The organism is Streptomyces sp. L-9-10 (assembly GCF_004151105.1).
In the GTDB taxonomy this organism is placed as follows: Bacteria; Actinomycetota; Actinomycetes; order Streptomycetales; family Streptomycetaceae; genus Streptomyces.
Genome location: NZ_PHRF01000028.1, coordinates 127,375 through 146,347 on the forward strand (window position 1 = coordinate 127,375; position 18,973 = coordinate 146,347).

12 protein-coding genes are annotated in these 18,973 nt (G+C 69.6%); 9 read left to right on the forward strand and 3 right to left on the reverse strand.

Features of this window, described 5'->3' with window-relative positions:
- Positions 1–28: 28 nt before the first annotated feature.
- A complete protein-coding gene (locus CU044_RS08630; protein WP_129767885.1) occupies positions 29–1,060 on the reverse strand; it encodes an aldo/keto reductase in 1,032 nt (343 codons plus the stop codon).
- A 369-nt stretch (positions 1,061–1,429) separates the two neighbouring features.
- Between CU044_RS08630 and CU044_RS08635 the strand changes: the two genes are divergently transcribed.
- The 3 genes from CU044_RS08635 (at position 1,430) to CU044_RS08640 (ending at position 5,301) form a co-directional block, all read left to right on the forward strand.
- Positions 1,430–3,832 carry a GH92 family glycosyl hydrolase gene (locus CU044_RS08635; RefSeq protein WP_205124059.1) on the forward strand — a complete coding sequence of 801 codons (2,403 nt, stop codon included), beginning with the start codon at positions 1,430–1,432 and terminating at the stop codon, positions 3,830–3,832.
- Positions 3,833–3,998: 166 nt separating this feature from the next.
- Entirely contained in the window at positions 3,999–4,154 is a 156-nt protein-coding gene (locus CU044_RS38420) for a hypothetical protein (RefSeq protein WP_165371819.1), read from the forward strand.
- A complete protein-coding gene (locus CU044_RS08640) occupies positions 4,132–5,301 on the forward strand; it encodes a phytanoyl-CoA dioxygenase family protein (protein WP_129767886.1) in 1,170 nt (389 codons plus the stop codon). The genes CU044_RS38420 and CU044_RS08640 overlap by 23 nt, the downstream gene beginning before the upstream one ends.
- Before the next feature lie 90 nt (positions 5,302–5,391).
- Here the strand turns inward: CU044_RS08640 and CU044_RS08645 are convergent, their stop codons facing one another.
- Entirely contained in the window at positions 5,392–6,564 is a 1,173-nt protein-coding gene (locus CU044_RS08645) for a transposase (RefSeq protein ID WP_129767887.1), read from the reverse strand.
- Between the two features lie 206 nt (positions 6,565–6,770).
- Here CU044_RS08645 and CU044_RS08650 point away from each other — a divergent pair, with 206 nt between their 5' ends.
- From CU044_RS08650 to CU044_RS08660, 3 genes are all read left to right on the forward strand, one after another.
- Entirely contained in the window at positions 6,771–7,430 is a 660-nt protein-coding gene (locus CU044_RS08650; RefSeq protein ID WP_165371821.1) for a TetR/AcrR family transcriptional regulator, read from the forward strand.
- Positions 7,431–7,792: 362 nt separating this feature from the next.
- The gene (locus CU044_RS08655) at positions 7,793–9,463 is read left to right on the forward strand and encodes an MFS transporter (protein ID WP_129767889.1); all 1,671 of its coding nucleotides are present in this window, start codon (positions 7,793–7,795) and stop codon (positions 9,461–9,463) included.
- A 137-nt stretch (positions 9,464–9,600) separates the two neighbouring features.
- Positions 9,601–11,955: a BTAD domain-containing putative transcriptional regulator gene (locus tag CU044_RS08660; protein WP_165371822.1), complete on the forward strand. Its 2,355-nt coding sequence runs from the start codon at positions 9,601–9,603 to the stop codon at positions 11,953–11,955.
- A gap of 207 nt (positions 11,956–12,162) precedes the next feature.
- Here CU044_RS08660 and CU044_RS39420 read toward each other — a convergent pair whose 3' ends face one another.
- Positions 12,163–14,367 carry an alpha/beta fold hydrolase gene (locus CU044_RS39420; protein WP_240045439.1) on the reverse strand — a complete coding sequence of 735 codons (2,205 nt, stop codon included), beginning with the start codon at positions 14,365–14,367 and terminating at the stop codon, positions 12,163–12,165.
- A 317-nt stretch (positions 14,368–14,684) separates the two neighbouring features.
- Between CU044_RS39420 and CU044_RS08675 the strand changes: the two genes are divergently transcribed.
- From CU044_RS08675 to CU044_RS08685, 3 genes are all read left to right on the forward strand, one after another.
- Positions 14,685–15,872, forward strand: coding sequence for an acyl-CoA dehydrogenase family protein (locus CU044_RS08675; protein WP_129767891.1), 1,188 nt, complete (start codon positions 14,685–14,687; stop codon positions 15,870–15,872).
- Positions 15,873–15,947: 75 nt separating this feature from the next.
- Positions 15,948–17,519: an aminotransferase class III-fold pyridoxal phosphate-dependent enzyme gene (locus tag CU044_RS08680; protein WP_129767892.1), complete on the forward strand. Its 1,572-nt coding sequence runs from the start codon at positions 15,948–15,950 to the stop codon at positions 17,517–17,519.
- A gap of 173 nt (positions 17,520–17,692) precedes the next feature.
- On the forward strand, positions 17,693–18,892 hold the full coding sequence (locus tag CU044_RS08685; RefSeq protein ID WP_129767893.1) for an acyltransferase: 1,200 nt from the start codon (positions 17,693–17,695) through the stop codon (positions 18,890–18,892).
- Positions 18,893–18,973: the final 81 nt, after the last annotated feature.

An 18,973-nucleotide genomic window follows, 5' to 3' on the forward strand; every position in this document is an offset into this window, starting at 1 on the left:
AAGCAGGCGGAACACGGTCATCGCGCTCTCAGGCCGCGGCTCGCTCGTGGAACGGGCGTCGGCGCAGGTCCGTGCGGATGAGGGAGGGAGGTGTGTAGGAGACGTCCAGAGGGCTGATGTCGGTACCGGGCGGGACGATCGCGTCGATCGTGTCGAGGATGTCGTCGCCGAGGGTGAGGGTGGTGCCGGCGAGCAGGTCGTCCAGCTGGTCCATGGTGCGCGGGCCGATGATGGCGGAGGTGACGTCGGGGTGGCTGGTGGCGAAGGCCATGGCCAGGTGCGTGAGGGAGTGGCCGGCTTCTTCGGCGAGGGTGAGCAGCCGCTCGACCGCGTCGAGCTTGCGCTCGTCGGTGAGGTGCCGGGGGACCCAGCGCATGCGGGCGTTGTCGGGCCGCGCGGTGTTCTTGCGGTAGCGGCCGGTGAGCAGGCCCATGGCCAGCGGGCTCCACACCAGAACGCCCATGCCGTGGCGGCGGCAGGTGGGCAGGACCTCCCGCTCGATGCCTCGGTTGAGGAGGGAGTAGGTGGGCTGCTCGGTGCGCAGGCGGTGCAGTCCGCGCCGCTGGGACACCCACTGCGCTTCGACGATCTCCGAGGCCGGCAGGTTGGAGGAGCCGATCGCGCGGACCTTCCCGGCGCGCACGAGGTCGGTGAGCGCGGAGAGGGTCTCCTCGATGTCCGTGTGCGGGTCGGGGTGGTGGATCTGGTAGAGGTCGATGTAGTCGGTCCGCAGCCGCTTCAGCGAGCCCTCGACCGCCTGGACGACCCAGCGCCGGGAGCTGCCGCCGCGGTTGGGGCCCTCGCCCATCGGCCCGTTGAACTTGGTCGCCAGTACGACCTCGTCGCGGCGTCCTTTGAGGGCCTTGCCGACGATCTCCTCGGTCTCGCTGTAGCCGTAGACATCGGCGGTGTCGATGAAATTGATGCCGGCCCCGAGCGCCCGGTGGATCATGCGCACGCAGGCGTCGTGATCCGGATTGCCCATCTTGCCGAACACCATGGTGCCCAGGCAGTAGGCACTGACATCGATGCCGGTCAGTCCCAGCTTCCGCATCCTCACGGTGACCCGCTTCCTTCCGCTTCTCCACGTGTCCGGTGCCCGCGCCGTCCGGGCCGCCCGCGTGGCTGCGGCGGCCCGGACGGCGCAGGCATGTCAGGCCGGGTCAGTCCGCCGGCTCAGCCGTTGTACGGAGCGGTGACGTCCAGGACCCAGGTGACGGCCGCCACCATGGCAGAGGTGGAGGACAGGAGATGTCCTGTACCGCCGGGGCGCGTTTGCCTGCGGCGAGGCGGCGAGGCGGCGAGGCGGCGAGGCGCGTGTGTCGAAGCCGAGATCGCGGCCCGGCATTTGTTAAGTCCCTTGACGTAAGTCGCGGCAACTGTAAGCATCCGAGCCTACGACAACGTTGTCAATCGGAAGGCGCTCAACATGTCCAGATTCGTCACCCGGTGGCGAACGGCGGTGGGGGCGACCGCCGCGGCGGTCATGGCGGGCCTGCTGGGAGTTCCCGCCGCCAGTGCCGCGCCGCATTCGGTCTCGGATCCGACTGACTACGTCAATCCGCAAGTCGGCAACACCACTTCGGGAATGACGTTCCCCGGAGCCACCGTGCCGTTCGGCATGGTGCAGAACAGTCCGGACACGAATGTGGGAAATGCCGCCTACAACTATGAAGCCACCACTCTGACCGGCTTCAGTCAGGTGCATCTCTCCGGTATCGGCTGCCCCGCGGGCAGTTGGGTCCGGATCATGCCGACCGTGGGCGCGGTGACCGACACATCCCTCTCGGCGAACATGTCCGAGTTCAGTCACGACACCGAGGTGTCGAGGCCCGGTTACTACGGTGTGACGCTGGAGAAGCACGACATACGCGCGGAGCTGACGTCGACCACCCGTACGGGCGTCGACCGGTTCACGTACGCGGACGGCGAGCGGGATCGCAAGCTGATCGTCAATGTCACGGACGTCTGGGGGCAGACGTTCGCGGGCGATGTGAAGGTCGTCGGCGACAAGATCCAGGGTTCGGTGACGAGCGGCTCCTTCTGCGGGGCCGATCGGCCGAGCCGTTACACCCTGCACTTCAGCATGACGCTCTCCGAGCCGATCGCCGGGGTCGCCACCTGGAACCGGGGCGAGAAGGTACCCGTCGCCGGGCGAACCGCTGCCACGGGCGGCGCTGTGCTCTCCTTCGCACCCGGTGGGAAGGCCCCGGTCGTCACCCACACCGGCGTCTCCTACACCTCGGTCGAGGGCGCGGAGAGGAACCGCGTCGCGGAGCTGTCCAAGGGCCCGGGGTCCAGAGGGAAGCTGAAGTCCTTCGACACGGTGCGCGGCGACGCGCACGCGGTGTGGAAGAAACAGCTCCGGAGTGTGCGGGTGTCCAGCGACTCGACCGACGACCTGAAGACCTTCTACACCGAGCTGTACCACGGGTTGCTGCACCCGTCGGTCGCACAGGACGTGGACGGCACCTACCAGGGCTTCGACGGCAAGCCGCACAAGGTCGCGCCGGGCGACGACTACTACCAGATGCTGTCGATGTGGGACACCTACCGATCACAGAATCAGCTGATCGCGCTTCTCGAACCGAAACGCGCCACCGATATAGCCCGGTCGATCCTGGCGATCTATGAACAGGGCGGATGGGTGCCCCGGTGGTCGCTGGGCCAGGCCGAGACGAATGCCACCAGCGGTGATCCCGTAACGCCCTTCATCGTCACCCTGTATTCGCGCGGTCTGCTCGATGACGAACTCTCGGCCAAGCTTTTCGCCGCGCTGTGGAAGAACGTCAATGAGGTCCCGCCCCCGGCGACCGACATCAAGGCCCGCGAGTTCAATCCGGACTACCTGGCCAGGGGATTCATTCCGTCCGAGCGTATTCCGGGTGAGGCCGCTTCCATCGGTCTCGAATACTCGCTGGCGGACTGTGCGCTCGGCACGATGGCCGTCGGCCTCGGAAAGTCCGCGGAGGCGGACGCCCTCCAGCCTCGCTGTGACGAATTCGCGCACATCTGGAATCCGGACATCGAGTCCAAGGGCTATACCGGGTTCCCCCAGGTCCGCGCGGCTGACGGCAGTTTTGTACCGACCGACGCGGTGGTGAACGGCAAGGGCTTCAAGGAAGGCACCGCCTGGCAGTACCAGTGGCTCGGCCAGCAGGATCCCGAGGCGCTGTTCCGGCTGATGGGCGGAGCCGACGAGGCCGAGAAGCGGCTCGATACGTTCTTCACCTTCCCGGCGGTCCTCGACGATGTCTCCACGGCGGCGTCGAAGCACTGGGTGACGGGGCCGATCGACTACAACGGCCACTTCGAGTTCAACCCGAACAACGAGCCCGACTTCCACGCCCCGTGGATGTACGCGTGGACGGACAGCCCCTGGAAGACGTCCGCGGTGACACGCGCGCAGCGCGCGCTGTACACGGACACGTACAACGGTATTCCCGGCAATGACGACCTCGGCGCCAGTTCGGCCATGGGCGCGTTCGCGATGCTGGGCCTCTTCGAGGCGCAGCCAGGCACGGGAAACTACATCTTCTCCGCGCCCATGTTCCCGAAGGCCGTGATCACGCAGTCCGACGGCACCCGGCTCACGCTGAACGCCCCGGGGGCGAAGTCATCGGTCAACCAGTACATCGACAAGCTGACCGTCGGGGGTGAGAAGACCGGTCGCAGCTGGATCTCACACCATGACCTGCTCGCCGCCGGCACGGTGGACTTCAAGCTCACCACGGACGGAGCGTCGTCCGGCTGGGGACGCGGCAGCGAGAACCAGCCGCCCGCCATGCCGGGGGCGGAGGAGGACCCGGCCGCCACGTCACCGATGGGCTGAGGGAAACGGCCCTGGCCCGATCGGCGGATCAGGCCTGGGCCGTTTGTCCGGTGGTGTACGGAGGCGTCGTCGTTGCCTGCGTCTGCCTCGATGTAAGTGAACGCCCCGTCATACGCGCCCGGTTGGCGTTGCCTTCGCGGCGGTCGCCGCAGGGATCGACGAGCAGTTGAACCTGCCCGAGCACGGCGTCGTGACCGCCACCCCGGTGGTGCTGCGGCAGCCCGGCGCCGAGACGTTCGGCTCCCACGAGTTGGCGTTCAGAATCGCGGGATATCTCGCCGCCCGCAAGGCTCTGGAGCATGCGGACGCGCCGCACCTCTGAGCGGCGTCCCCCACACGCGCGACCTGCTCCCACCCGCCACCAGACCGCCCGCCCTTCGCTCGCACCGGCCACCCGGTGGAAGTGGGCCGTGGCCGGATACTTTGCCAGCATTTCTGAACGCGTTCAACTTTGTGGCTCCGGCTCGGGTCCGGGATGGGCAGCTGTCCGCCTCGGACGTGTACTGCCCGGAAAACCGCTTGCCCGCGTCAACCGCCCTGATGATCCTGGCCCGAGGGACTTCGAAGAAGCGGCGCAGGCGTGGCGAGAGGACGGCTTCGTCATCCTCCCCGGCTTCATCCCACCCCATGAGCTGAAGTCCGCCGCGGGCGAACTGGACTTGCTCTTCCCGTCCGCCGAGGGGTTCCATGACGCAACCGATGCGCGACGCGACCGCTTCATCGGTGACCAGTTCGCCGGGATCGACTACTTCCCGTTCGCCGGCACGGAGATCAGCCTCCTGGCTGTGAACCACCGGATTTTGACGCACGCCGAGACGCTGCTGGAAGACGACGGCTTCCAGATCTACGGGGCGGAGGCATGGGCGAAGTATGCCGGCGCCAGCGACTACGACCAGGACCTGCACCGCGACTACCTGGGCCACACCCTCCTGGTGCCCAGCACCGCGCCCGGCTTCCGCCAGCTGGAGATGTTCGTGTACCTGGCGGACGTGCCCGAGGAGTTCGGCCCGGCGCACCTTGTCCCGCGGAAGCACACGGCCGGCCTCCCCGCCGTGCCCGACAGGTATCTGCGGGCCGGCCTCGAAAGCAGGAGCCGCTTCCACGACGGCAGCGGCAGCCCGCACCTGTACGGAGCGGAGGTGTCCGCAGCCGGTCCTGCCGGGACAGTCGTCGCCTTCGAGATCGGCACCGTTCATCGCGGCACGGCGATGACCGCGCCGCGCGGCGCCCGCTACACCATGCACCTGAACTTCCGTCCCTCCGGTGTCCAATGGGGGCAGCGCCGGGGCTGGGCCTATTCCGCCGGTCAGCGGGACTGGTTCAAATTCGTCGAGCGGGCCACCCCGCGCCAGCTCCAGGCGTTCGGGTTCCCGCCGCCTGGACATCCGTACCGGACACCGGAGACGCTGGCCGGGATGGCACTGCGGTATCCGGGGCTCGACCTCACGCCTTGGCGCCGGCCCGGCTGACCCCCGATCGCGGGCCGGTTCGCGCGGGTCGGGTCCCGGCGCCCGAGAGGACCGGATGTTCCCGGGCAGGCGGGACTTTCGCAACACGTCCTAAGCGGCCCCCTGGTGGGCGTTGTCGTTCTCGTGTATGCGCCGGTAGACGTACGCGGCCGTGGCCAGTGTCATGTGGTGGTGCCAGCCCGGGAACGACCGTCCCTCGAAGTCGAGCAGCCCGTAGTCGTCCTCAAGGCTCTGCACCGCGGTACGGGTCAGCGTCAGACGGCGGATGAGGGTGAGTAACTCGCTGGTCCGCTGATGCGCCAGTGAGGTGAGCCAGTACCGCACGGGCCGTCGGGTGACGGAGGAGACCTCGGCGAGGAGACGGTAGCCGCCAGGGCCGCCGGGTAACCGGGCCGGTGTGGAGAGCACATCCGCGTGACGGCCCGGACCGAGTCGCTCCGTGCTCACCACATGGGGTTGGTGCGCGGCCAGATGCGCCATCAACTGGTGGGCGCCGAACGGGCGCCCGCGTGTCAGCACTCCGAAAGACTGCTGGGCGTCCGGCACGACCGGCTGGTCCTGCCGGACCTCGAGGACGAAGTCCTGCTGCCGCTGGCCGAGTTGCAGGGCCAGTTGGGCGGTGTCCATGCCGGGCTGCAGATCGGCGACGAACGGGGTCCGGCCGGAGAGCCGCAGTGCGGCGAGCCCGTCGACGAGTTCGAGCACGAGCGCCCAGTCGGGCGCCGCGCCGACGGACTCCGGCAGGCGGGCCCGCCGACGGCGTACCGCGTCCCCCGACCAGGTGTCGTCCACGAGCAGCCGCCAGTCGACGGGGATGCTCTCGTCCTCGGAAGTGAGGAACAGCCCTATGCCCACCTGGCAGTTGAGCGTGCGCCCGGCTCCGGGCACGAAGCGCCGGTGCACTCCGACCGAATGCTCGCCGCGCTTCTCGATGAAGGTGATGCCCGTGGTCCATATGTGGTGGGGGAGATGCGTGGCGGCGGCGCGGGCCAGCGTCTCGCGGGCGGTCGTCCAGTCCCAGGGACTGGCGCTGATGAACTGCTGCAGTGCGTGCGGGGCCCCGGGACAGGGAGAGACGCCGCGTGCGATGCGCCGGATCGTCTTCTTGCCCGGCACGGTGAGCATGCCGCACAGATAGGCCTCGGCCCAGCGGCGCTGGTCGCTGCGGGGCAGATGACCGAATACGTCCGAGGCGAAGGCGGACAGGTCGCTGGGCGTGGTGACCGATCTCAACGGCACGGTGGAGACATCTGCTGTCGACATGAGACCCCCGGAGAACAGCCGACGTGGACAGTGACAAAAAATAGCACTTTTTTTCTTTCATGGTCTGGGTAGGCAACCGGAACGCACGTCGGCTCGTCGGCGTTGCCCTGCTCCGCCGGACCGCTGAACGTGCGCCGGCCACAGACCGTCAACGGGCGCGGGCAGGGGAAGTTGACGCGCCTTCACGACGACGAGGGAGCGGCGTGATGGTCCAGGAGCGTGCCGAGCGAACCCGTCGCGCCATGGTGTACGCGGCGGCGGAGGAGATCGACCGCGGCGGCTACCACGGCGCTTCTCTGGCGAGCATCAGCCGATCGGTCGGTATGTCCATGGGTGCACTGACTTTCCACTTCCCCACCAAGGAGAGGCTGGTCGAGGCGGTCCAGGCGCTGTCCGTGTCGATGGTCCGGGAAGCCGTGGAAGCCGCGGATGCCGTGGAAGCCGCGGATGCCGTGGATGCCGTGGCGAGTGCGGACTCCGTCCGGGCACCTTCCCTGGGCCGGGCCAGAGAGATGGTTCTCGCGATCGGCCGGCTGCTCGCGGGGGAGCCCGTCGTCCGGGCGGCGGTCAGGCTCGGCTGGGAACGGCCGTCCCAGGAGGACTGGACGGCCGCCTGGCTGCCGCGGGTGGGCGAACTGCTCGTACAGGCCCATGCCGACGGCGATCTGCGGCAGGACGCCGACCCGGAGACCGTCACCGCGCTCGCCGCCGGTCTCGTCCAGGGGCTGCATTGCCGCATGTGTGCCGGCGCCGACGCGCACGAGGCTCTGGGACAGCTCACCAGGATCCTCGACGTGCTCCTGTGCTCCCTCTCGGCGCCCGGTCCAGGCGGCCCGGACGCCCCGCGGTGCTCGCCCGGCAACTGAGCACACTCCTCCTGCGACTTATTGAGGTTCCCGTGGCCCAGGCCGTGGCCGGTGCCGCAGGATCGGGGCGTGAGAAGTCCGGGACCGGCCGATGAGCGACACGCGTGACGGGCCCGGACCGCTCCTGATCCGCCTGGGTCCTCTCATGCTCCCAGGCGCTTCGGATCGCTGCCGCTCCGGCGACGGGAATCCCCCGTCGCGTCGCCGGAGCGGCAGTTCGCCGGAGTCCCCTGCCGGACTCGCGCGGAGCACTGCGGCGGGTCGACTCGATGTACGGCCGCCGGCCAGTACGGAACCGCACCGATGCCCCCGTCCGGCGGCCCCCTTCGTCACCCGACCTGAGCGTCCAGGAGGACCACCCCATGACCAGCCAAATCAGTGACACGCCACCCCGCCGGGCGGGGGCGAGGCAGTGGATCGGTCTGGCCTTCCTGCTGCTGCCCACCATGCTGCTCACCGCCGACCTGGGCGTCCTGTGGCTGGCCACTCCGCCGCTCTCCGCCGACCTGGAGCCCACCAGCACCGAACTGCTGTGGATCAATGACATCTACGGCTTCGTCATCGCGGGTCTCCTGGTGCTCACGGGCAATCTCGGTGACCGCTTCGGCCGGCGCAGGGTCCTGCTCATCGGCGCCGCCGCGTTCACCGTCGCCTCGGTCGTGGCCGCGTACGCGCCGAACCCGCTGGTGCTGATCGGGGGCCGGGCCCTCCTGGGAGTGGCCGGCGCCGCGATCATGCCCGCCACCCTGGCACTGATCTCCCATATGTTCACCGGTGAGCGGCAGCGGGCCAGGGCGATCGCCATGTGGGTCACCGCGCTGTCGGCCGGTATCGCCATCGGCCCGGTGATCAGCGGGGTCATGCTGGAGCACTTCTGGTGGGGCTCGGTGTTCCTGCTCGGCGTACCGGTGATGGCGGCCGCGCTGATCGTCACGCCGTTCACGGTGCCCGAGCACGCCAATCCCGACGCGAAGAAGCTCGACTTCATCAGCATGCCGCTGCTGCTGTTGACCCTGCTGCCGCTCGTCCTCGCCATCAAGAACTTCGGCGAGCACGGCCTCGCGCTCTGGACCGTGGTGCCGTTGGTGGCCGGTGCGGTCTTCGGTGCCGTGTTCGTGGCCCGTCAGCGCAGTATCGACAACCCGCTCCTGGAGCTGAGTCTGTTCGGCCAGCGGACCTTCACCGCGGCGCTGCTGCTGCTGTTCGTCGGTCTCGCCGCCATGAACGGTGTGGAGTACGTGGTTCCGCAGTACCTCCAGCTGGTCAGCGGTGTGCCCTCGGCCGAGACCGGATGGCTGATGGTGCTGCCGGCCGTCGGCCTGGTCATCGGCTCGCAGGCCACGCCCCTGCTGACCCGCCGGGTCCGCCCCGCCTATGTGATCGCGGGCGGCGCGCTGTTCGCCGTCATCGGTTTCGTGGTGCTCACCACCCTGCCCTCCGACGGTTCCGGGGTCGCCACCGCAGCTGTCGGCACCACCGTGATGATGGCGGGCCTCGCGCCGATCACCGTACTCGGCACGGCCATCGCCGTCGGCGCCGCTCCGCCGGCGAAGGCGGGCCAGGCGGCCGCGGTCGGCCAGACCAGCTACGAACTCGGCCTCGCCTTCGGTATCGCCGCCACCGGCAGCGTGATGGCGGCGGTCTACCGGGGCCACGTCAACGACTCGGCACCGGCCGGTGTTTCGAAGGACGTGGTCGCCGAGGCGGCCGGCAACTACAGCGGCGGCGTCGCCGTCGCCGAACGCGTCCCGGGCGAACTCGGCTCCACCCTGGCCGATGTGGTCCGTTCCGGTCTCACCTCCGGACTCCACACCGCGGCCGTGGTGAGTGCCTGTCTCAGCGTGCTGCTGTGCGGCCTGTCCGTGTGGCTGCTGCGGAAGGTTCCGGTGACCGGCGCCGAGGAGTCGGCGGCGGACGACGAGCGTCATGACGACAAGCGCCACGACGACAAGCGCCACGACGGCGAACGCCACGACGACGAAGTCCTGGCCGAGCAGCACGTGCGAACCACGTCGTCCAGCACCGGGGCATGACATCAAGGTGCCCGTACAGCGTGGGTGCGGTGCGGGCGCCGTTCCACTCGTATGCCGAAACGACCGGCAATGGCGGCGGTCCGGGGGAGCCGTGTGTGTCCCCCCATATGTCTGCACCTACAGGGGGAGAAGTGCACATGCAGTTCCGTGTCCTCGGGCCGCTGGAACTCTCGGACAATGACAGAACCGTGCCCGTTCAGGGGACCAAGCAGCGGGCGATGCTGGGCTTTCTGCTGTTCAACGCCAACCGGGTCGTCTCCACCAGTGCGCTGATGGAGGCTCTGTGGCCGGTCGACGAACCACCCAACTCCGCACGCAAGATCATGCACAACGCCATCTGGGGTCTGCGGGGAACCCTCAACCCGCGGGAGGATATGGCGGGCCGGGCCTCGCTGATCACCCGGCCGCCGGGCTACACGCTGCAACTGGACCCGGAGAACGTCGACTTGTACCGGTTCCACCGGCTGGCCGAAGAAGGCCGGGCCCAGCTGGCCGGCGGCTCGACGGACGGCGCCGCCGCGACCCTGCGCCAGGCCCTCGGGCTGTGGCGCGGCGACGCCCTCGCCGACCTCGTCGAGGCCGGCTTCGACTGGCCGGAGCTGACGGGCGTGGAGAATGCCCGGATCGACGCCCTTGAGGACTACTTCGAGGCCGAACTCGCCCTGGGACGCCACCATGCCGTACTGCGGGAGATCGAGGCCGCCGTGGAGGCGGGCACGCTGCGCGAACGGCTCTGCGGCCAGCTCATGCTCGCCCTGTACAGGTGCGGCCGGCACACCGACGCGCTCGGTTCGTACAACAGGTTGCGCGAACGTCTTGTGGAGGAGCTCGGCCTCGAACCCGGCCACCGGCTTCAGTCGCTCCAGCAGGCGATCCTGCGTCACGACGACGCGCTGCTCGTCACCGCGGCCGAACGCCCGCCCGCCGGGAGCACCCGGCCCGGGGCCGCCGAGGGCGCCCGGCCCCGGACCGTGATCAACTCCGTACGGCCCGAGCTGTTGCGGCGGGCCGCGCCCGAGCAGCCGGCCGTCGCACGGACTGTCGTGGGCGAGTGGCCGGCCGCACCCGGACCGGTTCGGCCGGATGCCCGGGAGTACAGCGTGGTCATGGTGCAGACGGCCGTCGACGACGGCGGGGCCGCGCCGGACGACCCGCACGTCGAGTCCAGCCTCGCCTCGGTCGCCGACTCGCTGCGGGACACCGTCGAGTATCTCGGCGGCGCCGTCGCGGCACCGGCGGGCCCGGCACTGCTCGCCGTGTTCACCGGCGACCAGGCCCCCGAGCGCGCGGTCTCCGCCGCCCTCGCCATGCTCACCTGCCTCCCCTGCACCACCAGATTCACCAAACGGCAGCCGGTGAGCATCCGGGCGACCGTGGCCACGGGCGAGGCCCAGCTGTACCGCCTCGTCGAGGGCACCGACGCCCCACCGATGATCGTCGGACCGGCCGTCGACACCTGCCGGACCCTCCTGGCCCGTACCTCCGCCGGCACCGTGCGGGCCGACGAGACCACCAGGGCCCGTACCAACACCACCATCAGCTACAGCGGCTCGGGCGGGACCGCTACCGGCTGGCGTGTGCGCTCCGCCCACTGGCGCTCCCTCGCGCACCCCTCGATTCCGATCATCGACCGGGATCCCGAACTTGACGTCCTGGGAAGCCTGTTGGCCCGCTCGCGGCACCGGTCGGTGCCCCAGCTGGTCACCCTTCTCGGTGGAGTCGGATCCGGCAAGACCCGGCTGGTGCTCGAATTCGAGGGCCGTGCCATGGCCCGCTGGAGCGATACGCGGTTCCTGATGAGCGGCCCCGAGTGCGTGGACCGCCCGCTCGGTCTTCTCAGGGACTTCCTGCTCGCCCTGTGCGACGCGCCATGCGCCACCGAGACCGCCACCGTCGCCGGACTCGTACGACAGCGTGTGTACGCGAGCATCGCGGACCCCAACGAGGCCGCCGAGGTCGACGCGGGCGTCACCGAACTCATCACCACCGGCGGGCACGGGCCGGCCCCGCACCGCGTCGAACCGCTGGCCGAGGCCGGCATCAGGCTGCTGCGCGCGGTGGCCCTCGCGCAGCCCCTGGTGGTCTTCGTGGACGACGGACATGAACTCGACGACGCGAGCCTGGACTTCCTCGAACAGCTCGTCGACTCGCCCCAGTTGCCGTCGCTCATGGTCCTCCTGGCCGCCCGGCCCCAGTTGCTCGACCGCAGGCCCTCCTGGGGCAGTGGGCAGGTCCAGGGCACCACGCTGAGTCTCTCGCCCCTCTCCGACGCCACCGTCGACCGGCTCTCCGACATCCTGCTCGCCAAGATGCGCCAGGGAGTGGTCACCTTCCCCACCAGCCGCATCGGGGAGGGGTTCGGAGAGCAGATGGTCCCGTCCGGCAGACGGAAGGTACTGCGGACCCTCATGCGGATGGACGCCTCCGTGCCGCCGCAGCGCAACCTCGGCGGCGTCGGCGCCGGCCGGCGTGTGCCCCAGCCGCTCGCGTAGCACGGGAACCGATGTCGCCCCACCGGGTCACGCGCCCGGTGGGGCGAAGGACCCGGCGACGACGAGTCGGCGGCTCGCCGGCCCGTAGGAGCGCGGCACGCGAGGGAAACCCGCGCATACGGCAACGCCGGTCTCCAGGACCTCGTCCAGGTCCTGGAGACCGGCGTCGCACCAGGGAGCCGGCGCATCAGGGAGCCGGCCGGCACCTCAACCGCGGCTGTCCCCGGTACGGCCGTCACCGCCGGTGGCGACGCGCGTGAGGATCTCGGCCGCGACCAGGTCCGGCACCTGCTGCGGCTGCCAGTGCGACACCTTCTCCAAGGTCACGAGACGGTACGGAGCCGATACGTACTCGGACGTCTTCCGGGCGGCCAGAGTGCTGACCGACTCGTCCTCCACGCTCCAGATGAAGGTCGTGGGCACCGTCACCTCACCCAGTGCGCTGCGACCGTCGAGGAGCGCGCCGGTGCGGTACCAGTTCAGGGCCGCGTGGAAGGTGCCCGGCCGCGTATGGAAGTCGACGTAGCGGGCCTGCTGTTCGGGGGTCAGCGCGTTGTCCGCACCGGCGAGCAGTGCGCGCAGCGAGGCGGCGTCGTCGCCCAGCCAGTACTCCGTGGAGCCCTCCGCCGTCAGCAGTCCGACGTACTTCGAGGACTCCCGCTGCTCCGGATCGACGCGGTAGGCGTGCTGGTAGGCGTCCAGATGCGGAAAGGCGACGGCTGTCAGTGTCCGTATCCGGTCCGCGTGCCGGGCCGCCAGGTACCAGGCGACGATGGCACCCCAGTCGTGCCCCACCACATGCGCCCGCTCCACACCGAGCCCGTCCAGGATCCCCAGGACGTCCTGGGCGAGCAGAGGGAGCCGGTAGTCCTCGACCGCCGTGGGGCGGGCCCCCGGGGAGTAGCCGCGCTGATTGGGAGCGATGGTGCGCAGGCCGGCCCTGCCGAGGACCGGCACGACATCCGTCCAGGACTCGAAGTGGTGCGGCCAGCCGTGCAGCAGGACCACCGCCTCCCCGTCGTCCGGCCCGGCGGTCTCCACGTCAAAGGTCAGTCCACCGGTGGTGACCTCCACGACCTCACGTCCGGGCTTCGCCTTCGGCCGCGCGAGAGCGGACTCCACACGGGCGGTGAACCCGGGAGCGCCGAACGCCTCGGGGCCGTCGACCAGGCTGACGACCCGGGCGTAGGCGACGGCGACCTCGTCGTGGCGTGCCGCGGCCGCCGTGACGCGGGCCGCCTGCCGCTGCTCGGCGGAGGACGGATCGGCCAGGCCGAGGCGGGCCCGGTCGTTCCCGACCGCCATGCCCCACGGGGTGTCGATGGCTTCCCGGGCCAGATCCGCGAAGTACGCGCCGGCGGCCGGCTCCCCGTCCCGGCCCAGATGGTCCCTGAGCACCGTCGCCCCGATCGCGGCGACGGTCATGCCCTGGGCGTAGGTGGGGTTGAAGCTGCACACGGCGTCGCCGATCACCAGGAACCCCTTGGGGAACGAGCCGAGGTCCTCGTAGCGGCGGCGCAGGTTCGCCGGGAAGCGATAGGCCACGAGTTCGTCGAGCGGGCGGCCCTGCCGCACCGCGTCGTAGACGTCCGACGTCGCGAGGGACTTGAGGAAGCCGAGAAAACCCTCCTCGTCGGTCGGCGGATGGTCTCCGTTGACGCCGTACGCCGTCACCACGGTCCGGCCGTCCTCGACCCGCGCGCACACCGCGCCGCGCGGCGCCGCCGGGGAGGCCACGACATGCAGGGACACCTGGTCGCCCAGTACCTCGTCCGGCAGGGCGTAGTGCCGCGTGGTGTAACCGAGGCCCACCTTCGCGGTCTCCTCCGGCACCTCGGGCAGGCCCCAGGAACTGAGCCAGACCGGGGCGCGCGAGCCGCGCCCGGTGGCGTCCACGAGGAGATCGCACGCGAGTGTCTCGGTGGCGCCGGAAGGGCCGGTCAGCACCACACCGGTCACTCGCCGGCCGTCGTCCCCGACCACCGGTTCCACCACGTCGTATCGTTCGAGGAACCGTACGGGAGCGAGCGCGGCCACCCGGTCGCGGACGCGGTTCTCAAGGAGCGGCCGGCTCGCCGAGACCACCCGCAGACCGGACGTGGGCTGCCGCATCGGCCGGCCGTCCAGGACCCAGCGCACCTGAGCGGTCACATCACCGTACGCCGCACCGTCCGCCACGAATTCATCCGTGACCCCCGGAAACAATTCCTCGATGATCTGCTGACCGCGGGCGAGGAGTCCGTGCACATGCTTTCCCTGGGGCACCCTGCGCCGCGGCTCATTTCCGGTCGGCAGTACATCTCGGTCCACCACCACGACCTCGGCATAGGAATCGGCCAGCACACGCGCGGCGAACAGCCCCGCCATGCCAGCACCCAGGACGATCGCGCTCTTCCGTACTGAATCCACCACGGTTTGCTCCTCCGTCAGGTCGGCCGGGGCGACCATGAATGCGCCGCGTTTCCGCAGGTCAATCGTGCCTTCTCGACTGCCGGCGCGTGACGGCCCGTACGCTACCCCGCATCCTTCCGGCGCCCGTCAACTCACCGATAACCCGGCGTTCCTGAATCCCCCCGGGCATCGATTACCGAATCGAGAACCGGCAATGACCTGCTCTTCGGCGGCGCCAAATAGATTGCCCAGGCGACCATAATCCACCCAGCAATGCGCGGAAGGTGCCGGCGCGAAGAAGGAAAAGCGTTTTCCCGCAGGCGACAGGAGGAACAAGCATGACCGCGACCGCCCCGGCCACCGAGCCGTCCGCCACTCCACAGGAACTCATCTCCCGCGCACGTGCCTTGATCCCGCTGCTGCGCTCCAACGTGGCGGCGACCGAGGAGTTGGGCAACCCCGTCCCGGAGAACCTCGAAGCGCTGCGCGCTGCCGGACTGTTCCGGCTCACCACCCCGCCCGACCACGGCGGCCTCCACCCGAGCATGCGCACCCAGGTACAGATCATCTCGGAGGTGGGGCGCGGCTGCGCCTCAACCGGATGGATCGTGGCCAACCACGCGGCGTCCACCGAGTTCACCCTCATCCTGGAGGCGGTGGCGACTCAGGAGATCTTCGGCGACAACCCCGACGCGGTGTTCCTCTCGGCGGGCTGCTCTCCCGACTCCCACGCCGAGCGGGTGCCGGGCGGACTCAAGGTCACCGCCCGCGCGCCCTACGCCTCGGGCTGCGAGATCTCCGACTGGGCGCTGCTCATCGGCATTCCGCTGCACGACGACGGGAAGACGACCGGAGCGGTCAATGTCCTGGTCCCCCTGGCGGAAGCCGAGATCCAGCAGACCTGGAACGTCGCGGGCATGCGGGGCACCGGCACCAACGGGATGACGGTGACCGAGGTGTTCGTGCCCGACCGGCGCACCCTGGTCGTCGAGAAGGACAACCTCGACCGGCTCGAGGAACTCCTCTCTCCGACCGAGCTGGTCAAGGGCAATCTGCACTCCCTGTCGGCGCTGGTCGGCGCGGCCCAGGGCGGCCTCGACATCGTCGGCCAGTCCCTGGAGAGGGGCAGACCGATCGCGTACTCCACCTACCGGCGCTCCGCCGACTCACCGGTCATCCAGCACCTGTTCACCGAGGCGACCCACCTCGTCGACACCGCCTCGCTGCACATGCTGCATGTCGCCGATGTCTTCGACAGCCTGCTGCCCGGGGAAGAACTCGCCCGCGTGGACCGCGCCCGTGCGCGCATGCACTCCGCGACCGCGCTCTCCCGTGCCAGGGAGGGCATGCAGAAGCTTCTCGACGTCGCCGGTACCAGCGGCTTCGCCCACGCCAACGTCCTGCAGAGCTACTGGCGGGACCTGGAGGTGGGCAGCCGGCACGCCATGCTCGGCCTGCCGATGATCGTCGAGGACTACGGCCGGGCACTCCTCGGAGTCGGGCCGACGATCACCCAGTACCACTGAACAGGCTTGTCCACCGACGAGCCGGACGCCGACGGCGCTTCCCACGACCCCCGATCCGAAGGATCCGATCCGACCATGGACGACATCGATCTGGCCGAGCCCTTCCTGCTCGGCTGGCTGGCCTCCGTCGGGCTGGACGCCCATTACGTACGGGCCGAAGGCGACTACCTGTACCGGCGGGACGAGCACGGACAGGAGATTCCCGTGGTCGACTTCGCCGGTGGCTACGGCTCCCTGATGCTGGGGCACAACCACCCGGCGATCGTGGCCCTCGCCAAGCAGATGCTGGAGGGCGGAGCCCCGGTCCACGCCCAGTTCTCGCGCCATCCGTACGCCAAGGACCTCGCGGCGGCGCTGAACGACATCGTGCGCCGCGAGACCGGGAACGACGAGACGTACTCGGCCGTGTTCGCCAGCACCGGCGCCGAGGCCGTCGAGGTCGCGGTCAAGCACGCCGAACTCGACCGGGTCATGAAGCTGACCGAACTCCGCGCGGAGATATCCGCCAACGTCGAGGCCGTACGTGCCGAGGTGGCGGCGGGCCGTGCCACCGTGTCCCCCGAGACGTCCCTCGTGATCGGCGTGGACACCGCCGACATCGAAGCCGTCGTGCGCCGGATCGACGAGGTGAACGCGGCGCGGGCGGGCGCCGCGCCGCTGATCTTCGCTCTGGAGGGCGGGTTCCACGGCAAGCTGATGGGCAGCGGCAAGCTCACCCACAACGCCGCCTACCGTGAGCCCTTCGCCGCGCTCGCCACGACGGCGAAGTTCATCGCCCAGGCCGACATCCCCGCGCTCCCGAAGATCTTCGACGAGGAGCGCGTGGATCTGCTCGATCTGGTCGTGATGGGCGGCGAGGTCGGCGTCATCACCCGGCCCCTTCCGGTGTTCTGCGCCTTCGTCCTGGAGCCCGTCCAGGGTGAGGGAGGCATCCGGTCGCTCGACGTGCGGTCCGCGGCGCAGATCCAGGCCGCCTGCGCCCAGGTCGACTGCCCGATCGTGGTCGACGAGGTGCAGAGCGGCATGGGCCGCACCGGAACCTTCCTGGCCAGCTCGGCCATCGGCCTTCGCGGTGACTACTACGCCCTGGCCAAGAGCCTCGGCGGCGGGATCGCCAAGGCCTCCGTGATGCTGGCCCGTTCCTCCCGCTACCGCCGCGAGTTCGAGCTGGTGCACAGCTCCACGTTCGCCAAGGACGTCTTCTCCACCACGATCGCCCTCAAGGTGCTCGAACTCCTCGAAGCCGACGACGGCGCCCTCTACCGGCGCGCGGCCGAGCGTGGCGCCCGCCTTCTCGAACGGCTCCGCGCGGTCCGGGAGGACTTCCCCGACGTGGTGGCGGACGTACGTGGCAGGGGACTGATGGTGGGGCTCGAGTTCCGTGACGCATCCGATTCGGCCTCCCCCCAACTGCGCGACCATGCCCGGGGCTCCACTCTCGGATACGCGATCGCGGGCCGGCTTCTGGCGAAGCACCGTGTGCGCACCTTCCCGACGGCGAGCTCGCCCAACACACTGCGCTTCGAGCCCTCGGTCGCCATCGGTGACCAGGAGATCGCCCAGCTCGAAACGGGCCTGCGCGCGGTGTGCGAGCTGTTGCGCGCCCAGGACGGCGCGGGACTGCTGGACCACGTCGCGGCGGTCTGAACCCCACAGGGCGGGCGGCATCTCCCGGTGCCGCCCGCCCATCCGACGGTCATCGCCGCCTCTGGCCAACTGGCCACGCGATGAAGAGAGTCACGGATTACCCGCCATGGTGAGCCACCCTCATAGGGTGGCTTTCTCATTCTCGTCAGGAGAATCCAGGAAGGGAATTCCGTATGAGCTCGGCGTTGCCCACAGAGAGCGGTCCACGGGCCCGGCTGACTTCACTGACCGGAGTGCGCTTCATCGCCGCATTCATGGTTTTCATGTTTCACGCCGGGCTGGTTCAGCTCTTCGACAACCGGTCGATCGGGGATACATTTCTGCGAATATTCAGCAAGACGGGCTGGATAGGGGTCTCGTTCTTCTTCGTCCTCAGCGGATTCGTGCTGACCTGGTCGGCGAGGAGCAATGACACCGCTCCCGCGTTCTGGCGGCGCCGGTTCGCCAAGATCCTTCCCAACCATGTGGTGACGTTCGTGGTGGCGCTGGTCCTCTTCGCGTCCGTCGCGACGCCCGTCACCACCCAGCTGCTCAACTTCGCGCTGCTCCACGCATGGGTGCCCGATGTCAACGTGTATTTCAGCATGAACAAGGCGAACTGGTCGCTGGCCTGCGAGAGCCTCTTCTATCTGCTGTTTCCTTTCCTGCATGCCCGGTTGCTCAAGATCCGCACCGAGCGTCTGTGGTGGTGGGCCGGCGGCCTGATGGCCGTCATCATGGCGCTGCCCGCGCTGGCGCTCGCCGTACTGCCCGCCGAGCCGACCCTGCCGGCCCCCGACGACCCGGCGCCGGCGGCCGTCTACTGGTTCCTCTACGTCCTGCCTCCGGTGAGGGTTCTCGACTTCCTGCTCGGCATGGTGCTCGCCCGTATCGTTCTCACCGGACGGTGGGCCGGCTTCCGGGTGCTGCCGCTGACCTTGCTCTTCGTCGCCTGTTACGTCGTCTCGCTCCAGCTGCCCGCGAGCTTCGGCCTGGGTGCCGCCACCATCGTGCCGGTGGCGTTGCTCATCCCGGCCGTCGCGCAGCTCGATGTCAGCGGCCGGCCCTCGCTCCTGCGCCACCCGGTGGCCGTGTGGCTCGGTGAGATCTCGTTCGCCTTCTATCTGACGCAGTGGCTGGTTCTGCCCGGTGCCATGAGCGTCCTCGGCACAGAAGGAGATACCTATCCGACCTGGGCGGCCGTGGGCCTCCTCGTACTGTGGCTCGCCGTCTCGCTGCTGCTGGCCTGGGCGCTGTACGTGGGCGTGGAGCGGCCCGCGATGCGCCGCTTCTCTCGCGGCCGGCGAAACCGGGCGGCCGCCGCGCGGACGAGCACCGTCGAATACGCCGACGCGGGGCCCCGGTCGCGCCCGAACGACCCGGCGGGCCGCTGAGGCGCGGACCCCTGAGCGACCGGCGGCAAGAGCAGAGCAGTGGGGGCCGGGAACATCCTCCCGGCCCCCACCGCCGCCGCG

Coding starts and splice junctions, on each gene's coding strand:
- CU044_RS08635 (WP_205124059.1), top strand. CDS start 1,430: ATGTCCAGATTCGTCACCCGGTGGCGAACGGCGGTGGGGGCGACCGCC.
- CU044_RS08640 (WP_129767886.1), top strand. CDS start 4,132: ATGCGGACGCGCCGCACCTCTGAGCGGCGTCCCCCACACGCGCGACCT.
- CU044_RS08645 (WP_129767887.1), bottom strand. CDS start 6,564: ATGTCGACAGCAGATGTCTCCACCGTGCCGTTGAGATCGGTCACCACG.
- CU044_RS08650 (WP_165371821.1), top strand. CDS start 6,771: ATGGTCCAGGAGCGTGCCGAGCGAACCCGTCGCGCCATGGTGTACGCG.
- CU044_RS08655 (WP_129767889.1), top strand. CDS start 7,793: ATGACCAGCCAAATCAGTGACACGCCACCCCGCCGGGCGGGGGCGAGG.
- CU044_RS08660 (WP_165371822.1), top strand. CDS start 9,601: ATGCAGTTCCGTGTCCTCGGGCCGCTGGAACTCTCGGACAATGACAGA.
- CU044_RS08675 (WP_129767891.1), top strand. CDS start 14,685: ATGACCGCGACCGCCCCGGCCACCGAGCCGTCCGCCACTCCACAGGAA.
- CU044_RS08680 (WP_129767892.1), top strand. CDS start 15,948: ATGGACGACATCGATCTGGCCGAGCCCTTCCTGCTCGGCTGGCTGGCC.
- CU044_RS08685 (WP_129767893.1), top strand. CDS start 17,693: ATGAGCTCGGCGTTGCCCACAGAGAGCGGTCCACGGGCCCGGCTGACT.